Raw genomic sequence first — 16,646 nt, 5'->3', positions numbered from 1 at the left:
AGAGAATATAAAATGTACAATGATAAGCTTGCTGAAATCATCCCTGAACTGATCGCTACCATTGAGGGCCTGCAGCCGGACAGCCTGGTCTATTGTACCGGAGACCCGGTGCCCGCCCTGGAAGCCCTTGAGCAACAGGGTTGCCGCGTCGCCCGTGTACACAACATCGATGAGCTGGATGATTTACCGCACTTTGAACTGGGGGTGGTGTTCGATTACCTGGAGCAGCAGCCGGTAGAGGAGGGCAGGCATCTGCTGTGCCGACTGCGCAACCTCAAATGTGACAAGGTCTGGGTCGCGGTGTTGACCTGCCCGGAGTGGAATTTCAATAGCATGATTGGTCTCGGCTTCAAGCGCGAGCATTGCTATAGCAGTGGAGACAGCGAGCTCTGCAGCTACAGTTACGACATCGCCTCCTACAATCGCAAGCGCGATTGGAACAACCCGAAATTCTGGGCCAACCCGGAGAACTGGGGCAAGTACCGCTGGTGACTTTTTTAGGCTGCAAAGGCCAGAGGAGGCAGCTGGAATGGGAAACACTGGCGTAAAGGGAAAAATAAGAGTATGAATTGAAGCGTGGCTGCGCTTGCGCGGACATTTTCCTGCTCGGAATATTTTTACAGCTCATAACATTTTTACAGCTCATAACATTGTTTTTTGCGAATAAGGACAGCAGAGGAAGAGGCAATGAGAGTCGTCAACCATCGATTGATCGGTGACAACGGCACACCGGTGGAGTTCAGGCGCAGTCCCAACCAGAGCGACACAATAAAGCCGGAATTCCTGGTGATCCACTACACCGCCGGGCGCAGCGCCAGCAGCTCCATCAATTGGCTGACCAATAAGGACGCCCGGGCTTCTGCCCACCTGGTGATCGGCCAGGATGGTGCCACAACCCAGCTGGTGGCGTTCAATCGCAAAGCCTGGCACGCCGGCAGCAGCCGTTGGGCCGGTCGGGAGGGGCTGAATTCATGTTCCATCGGCATCGAGCTGGACAACCCCGGCCGACTGGAGCGTCGCGTCAATGGCTGGTGCAGTACCTGGGGCGACCCGGTTGACCCGGCCAATGTCATCGAAGCTCGCCATAAAAACGGCGGTGCCGAGTGCGGCTGGCACACCTATAGCGGGGCGCAACTGGAGACACTGCAAAATATTGCTGTCTGCCTGGTCAATCACTACGACCTGCTCGATGTTATCGGCCACGATGACATCGCCCCGGGGCGCAAAAGTGATCCCGGTCCCGCCTTTCCCATGGCGCGCATTCGCTCCGCTGTAATCGGTCGAGAGCAGGAGGTTGTGGAAGTCTTTGTCACCGTCGCGGTTCTGAATATTCGCAGTGGCCCCGGAGTCGAGTACGAGAAATTGGCCTTTGGCCCACTGCCGCTGGGCACCAGGCTTGAAGTTATCGGTGAGAGTGGAGTCTGGCGCCACATCGACGTACTCGATGTATTGGACGGCGACAGTCACCGCACCGGCTGGGTGCACGGCCACTATATCGAGTCTGTTTGAGAGCCAGCGTATTTGAGTGCGGAGTGATTGGATGCTGTTATGGATGAGTCTACGCCAGCCATAAAAATAGCCAGGATTAACGCCTGGCAGGCGGTGATTGTCGCACTGATTGGCGGTGTCGCCGGCGTCGCCGGTACTGCCGGGCTCAAGTATTACGACTACAGCAAGCGCCTGGCTGAGCAGGAGCAAACCATCCAGGCGCTGGAGCAAACCCTGGCGGCTTATGAGCAGGACCTGGGGGGCAACCCGCTCGTTGCACTGCGCACCGCCAAGGTAAACATTGGCCTGCCAGAGTGCCTGCAGCGCTTGAGCGAGTGGCATAAATCCGCTGCCGCCAGAGTAAGGGGCAGTGGCGGCTCCCAGCACAGTACCAGCTACGATGGCTATTTTATCTCGCAGTTTGGCGGTTATACCGTGCGGGCTGCCTGCCCCTCCGCCGCCGCCAGGACAGCGGTGGTTTCAGTTGCCAAGCTGTATCGAAGGGCGGACGATGTGGGCATCACTGAAGTTGTCGAAGTGGCAGACGAAATTGTGGCGACGCTGCAGTTGTAACTCGCCATATCTCTCCCGCTGGAGACCAAGGCGCTTTAGTTTGACTCTTTGCTGTCGCCATTGGCTGAGGCCGGCGCCTTTTTTTTACGTGGCGCGGTTTTTTCCGACTGGGCTCCCCCGGTCAGGGCGATACGCATGGCTTCCTCGACACCGATATTCAGCTCGGTCAGCCGCTCGCGCTCGACGTACATGGTAAAGCCCCCAATCTGGTAGCTCATGGGCAGGTAGACGCCGACCCGGTCCTGGTCGGGGAACAGTCGTTTGCCGGTTTTGGCGCCAGTGACAAAACCAATTTGATAGATGTTGTTGCCCATATCGACGCTGACCACGCTGCTGAGGTCGGAACTCTTGCCCAGCTGGAATACAGTGATGATGTCCTTAATGGAGGCGTAAATGGATTTAACCAGGGGGATCTTCTGGATGATGCGATCGCCAATAGTCACCAGGTGACGCATGCCGTACATGTTCATCATCAAGCCAACGACGAACAGCATGCCCACCCCGGCGATCAGGCCGAGGCCCGGGAAATACAGGGTCCTTGGGAAAATAAACAGCAATACCTGGCCGGCCAGCTGTTCCAGCACTGTGGCCAGCCAGATTATTGCGTAGATGGTGAGGCCCAGTGGCAAGACCGTGCCCAGCCCCTGCAGCACCAATTTCAATGTGTTTTTCATGGTTTAGAACCGTTGTGAGCGAACAGAAAGGGAGGGCAGGCCCCGCTTGGCGGGGCAGTAATGAAATGCAACAATTTAACTTAACCGGGTAACCTGCCAATGGTGAATATGGCGGCTTACTTGTGCGCGATGGGTTTGCTGGTAAACAGGAAGTCTTTGAGTTCACTGTCGAACTTCGGGTCCTTGCGGCGAATCCACTCCAGCACCATCGCGGCGTGTTCTTTTTCTTCATCGCGATTGTGGGCCAGGATGGCTTTCAATTCTTCGTCTTCGCAGGCATCGACCCGCTGGTTGTACCAGTCGACGGCTTCCAGTTCTTCCATCAGGGAAACGATCGCCTTGTGCATGTCCTTGGTTTCGGTGGAGAGTAATTCGACGGGCTCGTGATAACCTTCATTGGCCATAGGGCTGACTCCTCAGATTTTTGCCTGAATATTTATGCGCCACTATTCTAGCCTTCGCGGGCGGTAAAAATCCACGTAAATCGGGGCGAAACGTTTGTGCCCTGCGCTGCGGGTGATTTGCCAGACCCGGGCCCTATTAACGGCTGGTGTAGGAATATTAAAAAAGAGCCCGCAATTCGCTGTGAAGCAGATTGCGGGCTTTATAGCGGGGCAGTTGCTACAAATTCGCTTCGGCGTACTCAGCCAGCAGTGAGCGCGGTACTCCCTGCAGCTTGATGTTGCCGCCGTGGGCGAAGTCCTTGAAACGCTCCGTCAGGTAGGTGAGGCCGGAGCTGGTGGCGTTCAGGTAGGGCGTGTCGATCTGTGCCAGATTGCCGAGACAGATGACCTTGGAGCCGCTGCCGGCGCGGGTGATGATGGTCTTGATCTGGTGCGGGGTCAGGTTTTGCGACTCGTCGATCAGGATCAGGCTGTGCTGGAAGCTGCGGCCGCGAATGTAGTTAAGCGACTTGAAGTGCAGTGGCACCTTGTTGAGCACATAGTCGATGCTGCCGGAACAGTCTTCGTCGTCGCAGTGCAGTGCCTCCAGGTTGTCGGTAATGGCACCCAGCCAGGGCTCCATTTTCTCCGCCTCGGTACCCGGCAGGAAGCCGATGTCTTCATCCAGCCCCTGGATGCTGCGAGTGGCAATGATGCGCCGGTATTGTTTGTTGGCCACGGTCATTTCAATGGCTGCGGCGAGGGCGAGAATGGTTTTACCGGAGCCGGCCGCGCCGGTCAGGTTGACCAGGTGGATGTCCGGGTCCATCAGCAAGTTCAAGGCCATGGCCTGGTACACGTCCTGTGGCTTCAGGCCCCAGGCTTCCTGTTCCAGGAAACTGTGCGGGTCGATGTGCAGCAGGCTGATGTCGCTGTCGTCAAGCGCAACCACCCGGCCGATAAAGCCCATTTCATCGATAATAAATTGATTGGTGTGCAGTTCGGTATCGAGGTTGGCGCGGGGAATGCGGTGCACGGTGCGGCCCAGGTGCTGTTCCGTTTCCACCTGTTCGATGCGGTCCCAGAAATTGCCCGGGAACTCGATATAGCCCTTGTTGAGCTGCTCGATATCGGTCACCAACTGGTCACTGTGGTAATCCTCGGACTCGATGCCACAGCCCCTGGACTTGAGGCGCATATTGATGTCTTTGGTAACGAGGACGACGCGATGGTCGGGGAAGTGGTGCTGGAGAAGGCAGAGGTCGTTGATGATTTTGTTGTCGTTGAGGTTGGTGGGGAGGACGCTGAGGTTGTCGGGAGGGGAGGACATCAGGATGGAGAGTTTGCCGCTGCTGCTGTTTTTACTCTCTCGCGGTATGGGCACCCCCGATTCCACTTCCTCCGGCGACGCTCGGCCGAGTATTTTGTCGATCTCGCGGATCGCCTGGCGACAATCTGCGGCGATGGACTGTTTGCCGCTTTTGAGCTTGTCCAGCTCTTCAAGGACGGTCATGGGAATCATGACGTGGTGTTCTTCAAAGTTCAGTATTGCGGTGGGGTCGTGAATCAGGACGTTGGTGTCGAGGACGTAGAGGATGGGATGCGCGACGCTGGGTATTTCAGCTAGCTGCATATCTACCATAAGCGAGTTTCCTTCCTTGTGGTGATAGGGTTCGCCGAGCGGGACCGGGTTCCGCCGACGTAATTCAGTTTTAGCAGAGTTTTGCGCAACCTGGCAAGCAATTACCGGGTGATCGGTGGAAAAAGTTTGCGCTGGATAAAGCGGTAAACATGAAAAACAAAATAAAAAGAAATGGGTAGGCTCCGCACTTAAAGCAGTGTCTTAAGAGCGCTTGCCAAAGCCGTTGCAGCGTTGCGGCCAAGCCCTTGAATTCGCACGAGAATCACACACTGTTACCGGTGCCGTCTGGTACTTGAAGTGTAACCCCAGGCCCGAAAGCTCCTATCAATTTTAAATTCTAAACCTCTTCCAGCAGCGCGCCGCTGGTCGCTTGCACCAGCGGTCGTCGTGGAGAGTTTATGCGCTGTAGGCTTATATAGTGTATCCGCTTAAAGCACCAGTGTGTGGCCATTGTCCCGGAGCCAGCGCCGCGGCTCCCGGTAGCCGGGCATTACCCGCTGCACCAGGGCCCAGAATTGCTTGCTGTGATTGAGGTGCACCAGGTGGCAGCACTCGTGGGTGACCAGGTAATCCACCACCGCCTCCGGTGCCTGTAGGATCAGCCAGTTGTACTGGATGACACCGGCGGGGGTGCAGTGACCCCATTTGCTGATGGTTTTGCGCAGGCGTATATCGCTGGCCTGCACCCCGAGGCCGGCACAGACCTGGCGGGTTTTGGCGGCCAGCAGGGCGCGTGCCTGGGCCTTGTACCACTGCTCCAGCAAACCCCGGACCTGTTGCTGGTGGCTCATGGCGGGGTTGGGGTAAAAGCGCAGGCGCAGCTGGTCGCCCTGCAATTGCACCGAGCTGCGGCTCCGCTGGCCGGTTTGTTCGATGCACAGTTCCAGCGAGCGCCCGAGCAGTGGCAGGGTCTCGCCCTGGCACAATTTGCGGTGGGGAATTTCCAGTTGTCGCTGCTGTTGATCGGCCAGTTTGGTGCGCACCCACTCGAGCTTGCTGTCGAGCCACTGTTGCAACTCCCTGGGGCAGGCGTGGTGGGGGGCGGCCAGGCGCACGCTGCCATCGCGGACCTGTAAACTGAGTGTTTTGCGGGCGGAGTAACGGATCTGGTAATCAAACCCCAGGTGGCCGGGGTCGGCAACAGCCACGGTGCGGTTGGCGGCGCGGGGGCGTTTGCGAGTAAGGCTTGGCATGGGCGGAATAATTTTTCAGCTGGGAAATCCTGGGGCTTGAGCTCAGTCATCGAGCTTAAGGGTTGACCACCACTATTGGCGTCAACTATTGACCTCATCAGTCGATCTCAACTGTAAATCTCAATGTTGATCACGGCTCTTGACGCCAACCCAGGGTCAGGGTTTATGGTAGCAGTTAATTCCGCTCATCCAAGGTGTTTTGTTTATGTTTTTTGCGGTCGTGGAAGTGCCAACGCATGTTTCGAGCATCAGTTCAGGCATGGCACAAGGCCGGTTTTCCCGGCAGTGGGATAGTGTCCAATGAGCGACTGCTGTTCCGACAAGCCAGCCAAGGCGCCTGAGCCGCCAGCGAGCGTCAGCTCCAGTTGTTGCCCCCAGCCCGCCGCGCCGGCGGCGGACAGTTGTTGTGCCCCCGCCGACAGCGCCAAGACCAGCTTTGACTGGCTGCTGTGGGGCAGTGCCAGTGCGGTTGGTCTGGGTTACGCGCTGCATGTTTTTGGCCTAGCGCAGCATTTCCCCGCCTGGGTACAGACCATGTCCCACGGGATGCAGGAACTGATCAACAGCATGTGGTGGGGGGTGGTGCTGGCGGCGATCTTCGTCGGTGTGCTGGGGCGCATACCGCAGAACCTGATTACCTCCGTGCTGGGCAAGGGCGGCACCTTTCGCGGTGTCTGGCGCGCCACCCTGGCGGGCGTGTTTATGGATCTGTGCAGCCACGGCATTTTAATGGTGGGTATGCAGCTGTACCAGCGTGGGGCGAGCCTCGGCCAGGTGATGGCGTTCCTCATTGCCAGCCCCTGGAATTCGCTGTCGCTGACCATCATTATGGTGACCTTGATCGGCCTGCCCTGGACCCTGGCCTTTATTCTCCTGTCGCTGGTCATTGCCCTGATCAGCGGTGCTGTTTTCGATCGCCTGGTGGCCGCCGGTACCCTGCCGGCCAACCCGGCCAGCAGTGAGTTGCCGGAGAATTACCGCTTCTGGCCGGAGCTCAAGGGTCACTGGGCCCAGGTGGACTGGCGCCCCGGGCTGGTGGTGGAGGTGCTGCAAGAGGGGGCCCGCGGCTCGCGCATGGTCTTGCGCTGGCTGCTGTTCGGGGTGGTGTTGGCGACCCTGCTGCGCAGCTTTGTGTCGCTGGAAAATTTCCAGGACTGGTTTGGCCCGACCATGGTCGGCTTGCTGGTGACCCTGGTCATGGCCACCATTATCGAAGTCTGCTCGGAGGGATCTACCCCAATTGCCGCGGATTTACTCACGCGTGCCAACGCGCCGGGTAACAGCTTTGCCTTTATGATGACTGGCGTAGCCACCGACTACACCGAAGTGATGGTGCTGAAAGACACCACCTCCTCCTGGAAAATTGCCTTGTATCTGCCGCTGGTCACCGTGCCCCAGGTGATTGTTATCGCCTTGCTGCTGAACGGTTTTTAACTGGTCGAAGATTGACCAGTCTGCTGAACGTTATGGGTGGCAACGGCTGGCGTCACTTGTCCTGAGACTATCCTCAGATTTATCCACAGATTCTGTGAGTTGTTCACCCTCGCTCTTCTTTGGAGCTGTGGGTAAGTCGGTTGATAACTGCTTGCCGTTAAAGCTTTTCGCAAAAATGCAAGGCTTGATTTCGTGCGGGTGTTGGCGCGGCGATTAGCGCGCTGCACGTGCGCTGATTCAGGTGCTGAGACAACCGCTGAAATAGGCACTGAAACCGTTGTCATAGCGGGGGAATTCATGAAGAATGGCGAACCGATTGTGAATACAGCGGTCTACTGTTGCTTGACTTGGTTTGACTTGGTTTGAACTGGATCGTTAGCGCCAGCAGCTTGCTGCTATTTACCAATAATGTTTTTAGCCCACTTATTTAGATATGGAAGAGACTATGACTATGAAGCGAAAACTATTAACTGCCTCCGCGTGCAAAAAAATTGCCGGCGCCGCGATTCTGCTGGGCGCTGCCTCCAGCCTGGCAGTCCAGGCGGTCGAAACCAAAGACATCATCAAGCACCGGCACGGGGTTATGGAGGCCATCGGTGGCCACTTCTCCTCCATCTTTGCCACCCTTGGCGGCCCGCAGGAGATGCACAGTAACTTCCAGTTTCACGCTGATTCCATCGCGCGCCTGGCAAAAATTTCCGTAGGGGTATTTCCGGCCGGTTCGGGCGAAGGCAAGACCGACGCCAAAGCCGCCATTTGGGAGAAGCCGGAAGACTTCCAGGAAGCCATGGATTTGTTCCTGGAGCGTTCCGAGACTCTGGCGGCGGTTGCCAAAACCGGTGATCCGCAGCAGATTGCTGGCGCGGCGAAAAAGCTGGGTGGCTCCTGTAAAGGCTGCCACGATGACTTTAAGAAAAAGGACTAGCCAAGAAACAGGACTGGCCTGAATCCGGGCTAGTCTGATGCCGGGCTGGCCTGAAACTAGCCCGGCAGGCTAATTACCGCCCAGGCAGCCAGCCCGGCGATGGCAATTTTTGCCGCGAGTCGCCAGAGCGGAATTTTTACCGCGGCGGGGTGCCGGGTTGGCATGTTCTGCGGCACGGTTTTATAACCGCTGAGCATGGGCTTGACCAGGTTCTGGCGCTTGCCAAACTGGTACACCAGGATGGCCAGCAGGTGCAGGCCCACCAGGCAGGCCATGACTATCCAGTTCCAGCTGTGCAGCCAGCTCGCCCGGCCTACCCACTCTTCATCGGCCCAATACACCCAGGGCCCCTCCACAAAAAAATCGTCGCTGGTCAACAGCCCAGTAAATGTCTGCAGGGTCAATACCAGCAACATGGCGACGACCATCCACGAACCGAGAGGATTGTGCCCCGGTGAACTGTGCTGGCCGGACAGGTAGGCCTTTACCGACGCGGGGTGCAAGGGCAGGTGGGTAAACCTGGCGTAATCCAGGCCAAACAAGCCGTTCAGGAGCCGAAAAATCAGCAGGCCCAACATGGCGTAACCCATGCGCTGGTGCCAGATCATCCAGTCCAGGTTGTCGGATAGCCCGGTAATCAGCAGGCCACTGAAGAGCAGTACCAGCAGCCAGTGAAACAGGCGGGTCGGAATGTCCCAGACCAATATCTTATCTGGCTGTGCCGAATTGGCGGGCGTTGTGGTTGAAGGGGTGGGCACGTTTGTGGTCCTCAAGCAGGTTATTTGCGGCGCTATAGTTTAGCAGTTAAAGGCCGCTAAAACCGCTACGCGGCCCCGACAATGCCAGGCAATCCGGGTGAGCTTTACAGAAACCGGCAGTACTCCCGCGGTGACAAGCCGGTCCAGTGTTTGAAAGCGCGGGTGAAGGAGCGGGCGTCGGCAAAACCCACCAATTCAGCTACCTGATGCACCGGCAGTTGCTCGCGGATTAATTTGTTCAGGGCCAGGTCACGGCGCAGGTTGTCCTTGATGCGCTGGTAGCTGGTGGCCTCTTTTTTGAGGCGGCGGTGCAGGGTCTTGGGAGAGAGCTTGAGGCGCCGGGCCAGTGATTCCAAGGCGGGAAACTCCAATGGCTGGCCGTATGCGGGGGTGAGCAGCCGGGTAATCTGCTGCTGCAGGCTCTGGTCCGAACCGGGAATGGTGAGCAGGTCAAACGGCGCGTGGCGGACAAACTCCTCCACATCTTCGCGACTGCGAACGATGGGTAAATTCAAATGCTCGGCGGCGAACTGCAGCCGGTTGCTGTGCTGGTCAAATGTCAGCGGGCAGGGGAACATATAGCTCAGCTCCAGTTGATGGTCCGACATTGGTTGCACAAATTCCGCTGCCAGCAGTGGAATGCGGGTGTCGGTTAGCCAGCTGGCCAGGCGGTGCCAGATAACCATCCAGAATTCCTGCATATAGTGATCCGGGTCCAGTGCCGGCTGCGCAAAACGAATGTCGATGGTGGCCTGTTCACCGTCCTCCTGCAGCTGGGTGTCAATATCGTCTGTCAGCAGGTTGTAAAAGCGGGTGCCGGATTTAATCGCCTCACGCAGATTCTCACAGCGCCGCACGCTCTGCACCATATAGGCGAACGCGCCGCGTTTGCAGGGCCGCCCGGTACAGCCCATAAACTCATCGTCCAGCAGTTCACTGATTCGATGGATCAGGCGGGTCATCTGCCGGTCGTGGATACGGGCGTTGGGCAGCGTCAGCAAGCGTGGGTTGATGCCGGCTTCTATGGCCGGTGCGCGGCTGTCGCGGCCGCGTCGGCCGAGGCTCGCCAGGGCGCCGCGAACATGGTGGATGGAAATAGTGGCCATGGTGATTTTTCTGTGTGTTTATTGGTGGATAATAGCCGATTATCGCAGCTATAGGGGTGATGGCTGGCAAAATTTGTGAGTTTTATTGTCATCTGCAGCCCTGTTCATCCAGCCTTGTTGGCTCTATGATCGGTGCGTTAACGCTACCCAACAGGAGCAGTATCATGTCTAGCGCATCCCTTAGTGATAATGATGTCGTCATTGTTTCCGCCGCCCGTACCCCGATGGGGGGCTTCCAGGGCGATTTCACCACCCTGACCGCGCCACAGTTGGGCTCGGTGGCCATTGCCGGTGCCCTGCAGCGGGCCGGGCTCGGCCCCGACCAGGTGGACGAAGTGCTGATGGGCAATGTGCTCAACGCCGGGGTCAAGCAGGCCCCGGCGCGCCAGGCCGCGCTCGGCGCCGGCCTGCCCAATGCCGTCCCGTGCACCACCGTCAGCAAGGTCTGTGGCTCCGGCATGAAAGCCGTGATGCTGGCCCATGACCAGATTCGTGCGGGCAGCTGTGAGGTGGTGGTGGCCGGGGGGATGGAGAGCATGACCCAGGCTCCTTATCTGCTCGACAAGGCCCGCGGCGGCCTGCGGTTGGGGCACGGCGAAATCAAGGACCACATGTTTACGGATGGGCTGGAAGATGCCTATACCGGCCGCGCCATGGGCACCTATGCGCAGCAGACCGCCGATGAAAAAGGTTATACCCGCGAGCAAATGGATGCCTACGCCATCGAGTCCCTGTCCCGTGCCAACCGCGCCATTGCCGAAGGTTATTTCAAGGCAGAAATTGCGCCGGTCACGGTCAAGAGTCGCGGCGGCGAACACATTGTTGAACACGATGAACAGCCCGGCAAGGCTAACCTGGACAAAATCCCGCAGTTGAAACCGGCCTTTGCCAAAGACGGCACCATTACCCCGGCCAACTCCAGTTCCATTTCCGATGGTGCGGCGGCCCTGGTGCTGATGACCGCGGCCCGGGCGCGGGCACTGGGACTGGCCCCCATGGCGAAGATCGTTGCCCACAGCAGCCACGCGCAACTGCCGGGCGAGTTTACCGTAGCGCCCATCGGCTCCATCCAGAAGCTGCTGCAAAAAACCGGCTGGTCGCTGGCCGATGTGGACCTGATCGAAATCAACGAGGCGTTTGCCATGGTCACCATGCTGGCCATCGATGGCCTGTCGCTGGACCCTGCCAAAGTCAATGTCAACGGCGGCGCCTGTGCCCTCGGCCATCCTATCGGGTCGTCCGGCGCCCGCATCCTGGTGACCTTGCTGCACGCCCTGCGGCGCCTGGGCAAGCACAAGGGGGTGGCCAGTCTCTGTATCGGTGGCGGTGAAGCCACGTCCGTCGCCGTAGAAATGTTGCAGTCATAACTCAGGAGCGTGGCATGGATCTCGATTTAACCGAAGAACAGGGGCTGATTCAGGCCATGGCCCGCAAGTTTGCCGAGAGCGAGTTGGCCCCGGTGGCGGCGCGCCTCGATCGCGGCGAAGACAAGGTGGCCGACCGGGCACTATTTTTGGCTAACCTCAAGCAGCTGGCCGACCTGGGCTTTATGGGGCTGAATGTCAGCGCCGACTACGGTGGCAGTGAGGCCGGAGTGGTGGCCTTCAGCCTGGCAATTACCGAAGTGGCCCGTGCCTGCGCCTCCACCGCGGTGACCATGTCGGTAACCAATATGGTGGGCGAGGTAATCCAGGCCATTGCCAATGAAGAGCAGAAACAAACCTATCTGCCCAAACTCTGTTCCGGTGAATACCCGGCCGGCGGCTTTTGCCTGTCGGAAGCGGGGGCCGGTTCCGATCCGGCGGGCATGAAGACCCGTGCCGTCAAGGACGGCAACGACTGGGTACTGAACGGCAGCAAGATGTGGATCAGCAGTGCCGAGTACGCCGGTGTGTTTGTGGTGTGGGCGGTGACCGATGCCGATGCCCCCAAGGGCAAGGGGATCTCCTGCTTCCTGGTGGAGGCGGGTACGCCCGGGCTCACCATCGGCAAGGCGGAAGACAAGATGGGCCAGCACGCCTCGGCCACCAATATGGTGATTTTTGAAGACTGCCGCATCCCGCAATCTGCGCTTATGGGCAAGTTGAACGACGGTTTTCGCATCGCGGTCGCAGAGTTGGCCGGCGGCCGCATTGGCATCGGCTCACTGGCGCTGGGTGTGGGCCAGGCGGCCATGGATTACGCCCGCCAGTATTGCACCGAGCGGGAGCAATTTGGCGCCCCTATTGCCAGCCTGCAGGGGCCCCAGTGGATGCTGGCGGATGCCTACACCCAGCTGGAGGCTTCGCGCCTGCTGCTGATGAGTGCTGCGTGTTTGAAACAGCAGGGCAAGCCCTTTGCCAAGCAGGCATCGATGGCCAAATTGCACGCCACCGAGACCGCCAACAACGTTTGCTACACCGCCATCCAGTTACTGGGTGGAATTGGCTACACCCGCGAAGTACCGCTGGAGCGCTACGCCCGGGACGCCCGGGTGACTTCCATCTACGAAGGTACCAGTGAGATTCAGCGGGTGATTATCGCCCGGGAATTACTGCGGGAAATCGCCTGACGGGCTACCGCTGGCGGGCCGCGCAAAGAATTAATGACTGATAAACATGAACCCCAGCCAGGCAATAACCATCGGCAGGAAATTGCCATCGGCTGGAAATAACCATCGGTTGGAAATAACCACAGACAGGAAATAACCATGCAAATTGAAGGTAAAGTAGCAGTAATCACCGGCGGTGCGTCCGGCCTGGGCGAAGCCACTGTGCGCCGCTTTGTCGCCCAGGGGGCCCGGGTTGCCATTTTCGATATGAACGCCGAGCGCGGCAACGCCATCGCCGCGGAGTTGGGCCAGCAGGTGATTTACCAAAGCGTGAATGTAACCGATGAAGCCTCGGTAAAAGCGGGTATCGATGCGACGCTGGCGGCGTTCGGCGCGATTCATATCTGTTCCAATTACGCCGGGGTGGCGGATGCCGCCAAGACCATCGGCAAGAAGGGCGCCTTCCCGCTGGATTTGTTCCAGAAAGTGATCAATATCAACCTGGTGGGCAGTTTTAACGTGCTGCGTCTGGTGGCGGAAGTGATGAGCCGGCAGGAGCCTCTAAACGCCGACGGCGCGCGCGGGGTGATTATTAATACTGCCTCGGTGGCGGCCTATGAAGGCCAGGTGGGGCAGGCGGCCTACAGCGCCTCCAAGGGTGGTATCGTCGGCATGACCCTGCCCATTGCCCGCGATCTGGCAGCCTACGGCATTCGCGTCAACACCATTGCCCCGGGCCTGATCCATACGCCCATGTGCGATTCCCTGCCGGAGGAGACAGTGGCTGCCCTGGCGGCCAACGTGCCGTTCCCCAGCCGCTTGGGCAAGCCCGATGAAGTCGCGCAACTGGCGCAGAGTATCGTCGAAAATGATTATCTCAATGGCGAGGTGATCCGCTGTGATGGTGCCATTCGCATGCAACCGCGCTAGCCAGCGGTTAGGTGACGAGAGTTAGCGGTTAGGAAACGAGCGCTCGCCCGGAAGCTGATTCCGGACGGGCGCTAGATAATTTCGCGGTGGATACGGCAGGCGCTTATGCGCCGTTCGATTTCCGCCATGACGTCGTTATAGGCGTCGCTTCCCACATTGCCATAGCGGCGCTTGAGTTCGCTGCTGTTGAGGAACTCCGGCAAATCCCGCGCCTTGGGCATGATATCGGTCTCTTCAAATCTGGCGGCCATGAATGCTTGCACCTGCCTCGCACTGGCGGCCGAGCGCGTCGCCAATTCCCCAAAACGCACACCGGCCCGGTCAGCGGCGATATCGGTAAAGCTGAAGCCGGAGCCGTGGTTTGAGTCCGCTACTTCTTTGTAAATACCAATAGCATCGGCGAGGGCGCTGTCACCGCGCGCGGTGAGGGCTGCGGAGCCGAGAAAGTGGCGGGCGAAATCCGTGCGCCGCTCCAGTTTCAGCAGAAAGCGATGGGGCCGGGTGCGCAGGTCCGGGATCAGCTGGGCCAGGTCTTTATTGGTGGCCCAGACACCCAGCAGGGTCAGCAGGGCGATGTTTTCCGCCACCGGATCCTGCTCCAGGGAGCGCTGCTGGGCGAGGGCAAACATCGGCTGCAGCAGGTGGGTGAGTGAGCCATTGCGGCTGAGTCCGGATTTTTGCAGCACCAGCAGGTAGTCGTAGTACACCTGCAGAGCGGCCTTGTCGACATCGTTGAGAAATGTGGACTGCACGCTGTCGATCAGCGTCGGGTCCCACTGGAAGGTGATGTGCAGCTCCTCTTCCTGCGGGTCGATGTGCCTGATCACCCGGTTAGCCAGCTGGTATTCCGGCCGCTGGTAGAACAGCGGCAGGCCGTACTTGAGAATTTTCTTCGCGACAAAATCCGGTACCCGCAATTGCCCTATCTGCAGCCGGGTTATGGTAAACCGTTTGCGGCCCGAGGTCAGATGCAAATGGATATTTACGTAGGACCTGTCGAAGTATCGCTGCAGCGGCTGGATTGGCAGTTGTACCGTGCCCAGGGCGTCCAGGTTGCCGGGTGTCAGGCTGACCCTGGCGCCGCCCCGAAGCTTCTTTTGCAACAGGTAATTGGCGGCCAGGTTGAGGTCTGATTCGCTGATGATGATGGTGCTCTGTTCACCGCTGGCCAGATGGCGCGGATCGTTTTCGCGCAGGATTACCTGGGCGCGGGCGATGTCCTCGTGGGACAGGCGGACGTTATTGACCACCAGCGGCTGACTCGAGAGAGAGAACCAGACAGCCAGCGCCAGGCCCAGGCAAGTAAGCACGAGGAACCAGAAAAAGAGTTTAAAAATCAGACGCATGGGTAGCCGCTAAGTCATTTGCGCTAGCCTACTGATTTCTGGCGCCAGTGTCTATTTCCAATGCTGGGAATTTCAGGTGCCACTATCTCAGATGCCTTACATCAGGTGTCACTGCGTCAGGGCCAGATGCAACTAAGCCAGGGCCAACTACAACTACGTCATTTGACGTAGGCCTCTGGGGTAATTGCCCAATGGCAGCTAAAACCTCGCTGTGAATAATGGAGCAAGTCATTTCTCAGTGACCTGGTAACCGAGTGATGGGGCTAGTTACCGTCCACTCCGAGTTGTCGCAACAAGCAGCAGGACTGAGTCCTCCCCTGGGAACACAACCTTCGAAACCGTAAAAGGAAAAATGCAATGAAAGTGAAAAAGACACTCGCAGCATTGGCACTAAGCGCCGGTGCCTCGGTTATGAGCTTCGGTGCTCTGGCCGCAGACACCATTAAAGTCGGGGTACTGCACTCTCTGTCCGGTACCATGGCCATCAGTGAAACCACCTTGAAAGACACCGTGTTAATGATGGTGGAAGAGCAGAACAAGAAGGGCGGATTGCTGGGCAAGAAACTGGAAGCCGTGGTCGTGGATCCAGCCTCCAACTGGCCCCTGTTCGCGGAGAAGACCCGTGAATTGATGACCAAAGAAGACGTCGACGTGATCTTTGGTTGCTGGACGTCGGTTTCCCGTAAATCGGTATTGCCGGTGATCGAGGAGCTGAACGGCTTGCTGTTCTACCCGGTCCAGTACGAGGGCGAAGAGTCCTCCAAAAACGTATTCTACACCGGTGCGGCGCCCAACCAGCAGGCCATTCCCGCGGTTGATTACCTGATGGAAGAAAATGGTATCGAGCGCTGGGTCCTGGCCGGAACCGACTACGTTTACCCCCGCACCACCAACAAGATCCTCGAAGCCTACCTGAAATCCAAGGGCGTCAAGGATGAAGACATCATGATCAACTACACGCCTTTCGGTCACTCCGACTGGCAGGGCATCGTCTCCAGCATCAAGAAGTTCGGCAGCGCCGGCAAGGCCACCGCGGTGGTTTCCACCATCAATGGTGACGCCAACGTACCTTTCTACAAGGAGCTGGGTAACCAGGGCATCTCTTCTGAAGATATCCCGGTAGTTGCGTTCTCGGTCGGTGAAGAAGAGCTGTCCGGCTTTGATACCGGTCCGCTGGTGGGCCACCTGGCTGCCTGGAACTACTTCCAGTCCGCTGAATCCGATGCCAACGACAAGTTTATTGCGCAGTGGAAGAAGTTCATCAAGAACAACAAGCGGGTAACCAACGATCCTATGGAAGCCACCTACATCGGTTTCCAGGCCTGGGCTAAAGCGGTAGAGAAGGCCGGCACTGTGGACGTGGACAAGGTTCGCACGGCCATGTACGGCATCAAGGTGCCTAACCTGACCGGTGGCATGGCGGAAGTACTGCCCAATCACCACTTCACCAAGCCGGTCCTGATCGGTGAAATCCAGTCTGACGGTCAATTCGAAATCGTCTCCCAGACCAAAGAAGTGCCCGGTGATGCCTGGACCGATTACCTGCCAGAGAGCGCCAAGATCATCTCTGATTGGCAGGATCCTAAAATCAACTGCGGTAACTACAACACCGAAAGCAAGAAGTGTTCTGGCCAAAACTTCTAGGGGTGTAGGTTCGCAGTCAG

16 protein-coding genes are annotated in these 16,646 nt (G+C 58.2%); 9 read left to right on the top strand and 7 right to left on the bottom strand.

Going from position 1 to position 16,646, the window contains the following annotated elements; genetic code table 11:
• The first annotated feature begins 12 nt into the window (after positions 1-12).
• The 3 genes from G8764_RS02440 to G8764_RS02430 all read left to right on the top strand — a co-directional run bounded on the left by G8764_RS02440 (position 13) and on the right by G8764_RS02430 (position 2,061).
• Entirely contained in the window at positions 13-492 is a 480-nt protein-coding gene (locus G8764_RS02440) for a DUF6231 family protein (protein WP_166161504.1), read from the top strand.
• Between the two features lie 195 nt (positions 493-687).
• Positions 688-1,509: an N-acetylmuramoyl-L-alanine amidase gene (locus G8764_RS02435; RefSeq protein ID WP_166161502.1), complete on the top strand. Its 822-nt coding sequence runs from the start codon at positions 688-690 to the stop codon at positions 1,507-1,509.
• 39 nt (positions 1,510-1,548) lie between these two features.
• Positions 1,549-2,061 (top strand): hypothetical protein, encoded by a 513-nt coding sequence (locus G8764_RS02430; protein ID WP_166161500.1) that lies wholly within the window; start codon positions 1,549-1,551, stop codon positions 2,059-2,061.
• A 35-nt stretch (positions 2,062-2,096) separates the two neighbouring features.
• Here the strand turns inward: G8764_RS02430 and G8764_RS02425 are convergent, their stop codons facing one another.
• The 4 genes from G8764_RS02425 to G8764_RS02410 all read right to left on the bottom strand — a co-directional run bounded on the left by G8764_RS02425 (position 2,097) and on the right by G8764_RS02410 (position 5,953).
• Positions 2,097-2,735: a DUF502 domain-containing protein gene (locus G8764_RS02425; RefSeq protein WP_166161498.1), complete on the bottom strand. Its 639-nt coding sequence runs from the start codon at positions 2,733-2,735 to the stop codon at positions 2,097-2,099.
• Between the two features lie 116 nt (positions 2,736-2,851).
• Positions 2,852-3,139, bottom strand: coding sequence for an encapsulin-associated ferritin-like protein (locus G8764_RS02420; protein WP_166161496.1), 288 nt, complete (start codon positions 3,137-3,139; stop codon positions 2,852-2,854).
• Between the two features lie 217 nt (positions 3,140-3,356).
• Complete coding sequence (locus G8764_RS02415) at positions 3,357-4,760, bottom strand: PhoH family protein (RefSeq protein ID WP_243748527.1); 1,404 nt, start codon at positions 4,758-4,760, stop codon at positions 3,357-3,359.
• A 428-nt stretch (positions 4,761-5,188) separates the two neighbouring features.
• Positions 5,189-5,953 (bottom strand): M48 family metallopeptidase, encoded by a 765-nt coding sequence (locus G8764_RS02410; protein WP_166161494.1) that lies wholly within the window; start codon positions 5,951-5,953, stop codon positions 5,189-5,191.
• Between the two features lie 300 nt (positions 5,954-6,253).
• Here G8764_RS02410 and G8764_RS02405 point away from each other — a divergent pair, with 300 nt between their 5' ends.
• Positions 6,254-7,387 (top strand): permease, encoded by a 1,134-nt coding sequence (locus G8764_RS02405; protein WP_166161492.1) that lies wholly within the window; start codon positions 6,254-6,256, stop codon positions 7,385-7,387.
• Between the two features lie 451 nt (positions 7,388-7,838).
• Positions 7,839-8,312 (top strand): c-type cytochrome, encoded by a 474-nt coding sequence (locus tag G8764_RS02400; protein WP_207951633.1) that lies wholly within the window; start codon positions 7,839-7,841, stop codon positions 8,310-8,312.
• Between the two features lie 56 nt (positions 8,313-8,368).
• Here the strand turns inward: G8764_RS02400 and G8764_RS02395 are convergent, their stop codons facing one another.
• Both G8764_RS02395 and G8764_RS02390 read right to left on the bottom strand, forming a co-directional pair.
• Positions 8,369-9,070 (bottom strand): cytochrome b/b6 domain-containing protein, encoded by a 702-nt coding sequence (locus G8764_RS02395; protein ID WP_166161488.1) that lies wholly within the window; start codon positions 9,068-9,070, stop codon positions 8,369-8,371.
• Between the two features lie 104 nt (positions 9,071-9,174).
• Entirely contained in the window at positions 9,175-10,176 is a 1,002-nt protein-coding gene (locus G8764_RS02390; protein WP_166161486.1) for an AraC family transcriptional regulator, read from the bottom strand.
• A gap of 164 nt (positions 10,177-10,340) precedes the next feature.
• Between G8764_RS02390 and G8764_RS02385 the strand changes: the two genes are divergently transcribed.
• The 3 genes from G8764_RS02385 to G8764_RS02375 all read left to right on the top strand — a co-directional run bounded on the left by G8764_RS02385 (position 10,341) and on the right by G8764_RS02375 (position 13,636).
• Entirely contained in the window at positions 10,341-11,543 is a 1,203-nt protein-coding gene (locus G8764_RS02385) for an acetyl-CoA C-acyltransferase (protein WP_166161484.1), read from the top strand.
• Positions 11,544-11,557: 14 nt separating this feature from the next.
• A complete protein-coding gene (locus tag G8764_RS02380) occupies positions 11,558-12,727 on the top strand; it encodes an acyl-CoA dehydrogenase family protein (RefSeq protein WP_166161482.1) in 1,170 nt (389 codons plus the stop codon).
• A gap of 138 nt (positions 12,728-12,865) precedes the next feature.
• A complete protein-coding gene (locus G8764_RS02375; RefSeq protein ID WP_166161480.1) occupies positions 12,866-13,636 on the top strand; it encodes a 3-hydroxyacyl-CoA dehydrogenase in 771 nt (256 codons plus the stop codon).
• A 71-nt stretch (positions 13,637-13,707) separates the two neighbouring features.
• Here G8764_RS02375 and G8764_RS02370 read toward each other — a convergent pair whose 3' ends face one another.
• On the bottom strand, positions 13,708-14,982 hold the full coding sequence (locus G8764_RS02370) for a YfiM family lipoprotein (protein WP_166161478.1): 1,275 nt from the start codon (positions 14,980-14,982) through the stop codon (positions 13,708-13,710).
• Positions 14,983-15,339: 357 nt separating this feature from the next.
• Between G8764_RS02370 and urtA the strand changes: the two genes are divergently transcribed.
• A complete protein-coding gene (gene urtA, locus G8764_RS02365) occupies positions 15,340-16,626 on the top strand; it encodes an urea ABC transporter substrate-binding protein (protein WP_166161476.1) in 1,287 nt (428 codons plus the stop codon).
• Positions 16,627-16,646 lie beyond the last annotated feature (20 nt).

The sequence above is a fragment of the Pseudomaricurvus alcaniphilus genome, assembly GCF_011440395.1.
In the GTDB taxonomy this organism is placed as follows: Bacteria; Pseudomonadota; Gammaproteobacteria; order Pseudomonadales; family Cellvibrionaceae; genus Pseudomaricurvus; species Pseudomaricurvus alcaniphilus.
The sequence above is the reverse complement of the archived record's forward strand: the minus strand, read 5'-3'. Positions and strand labels throughout refer to the sequence as shown.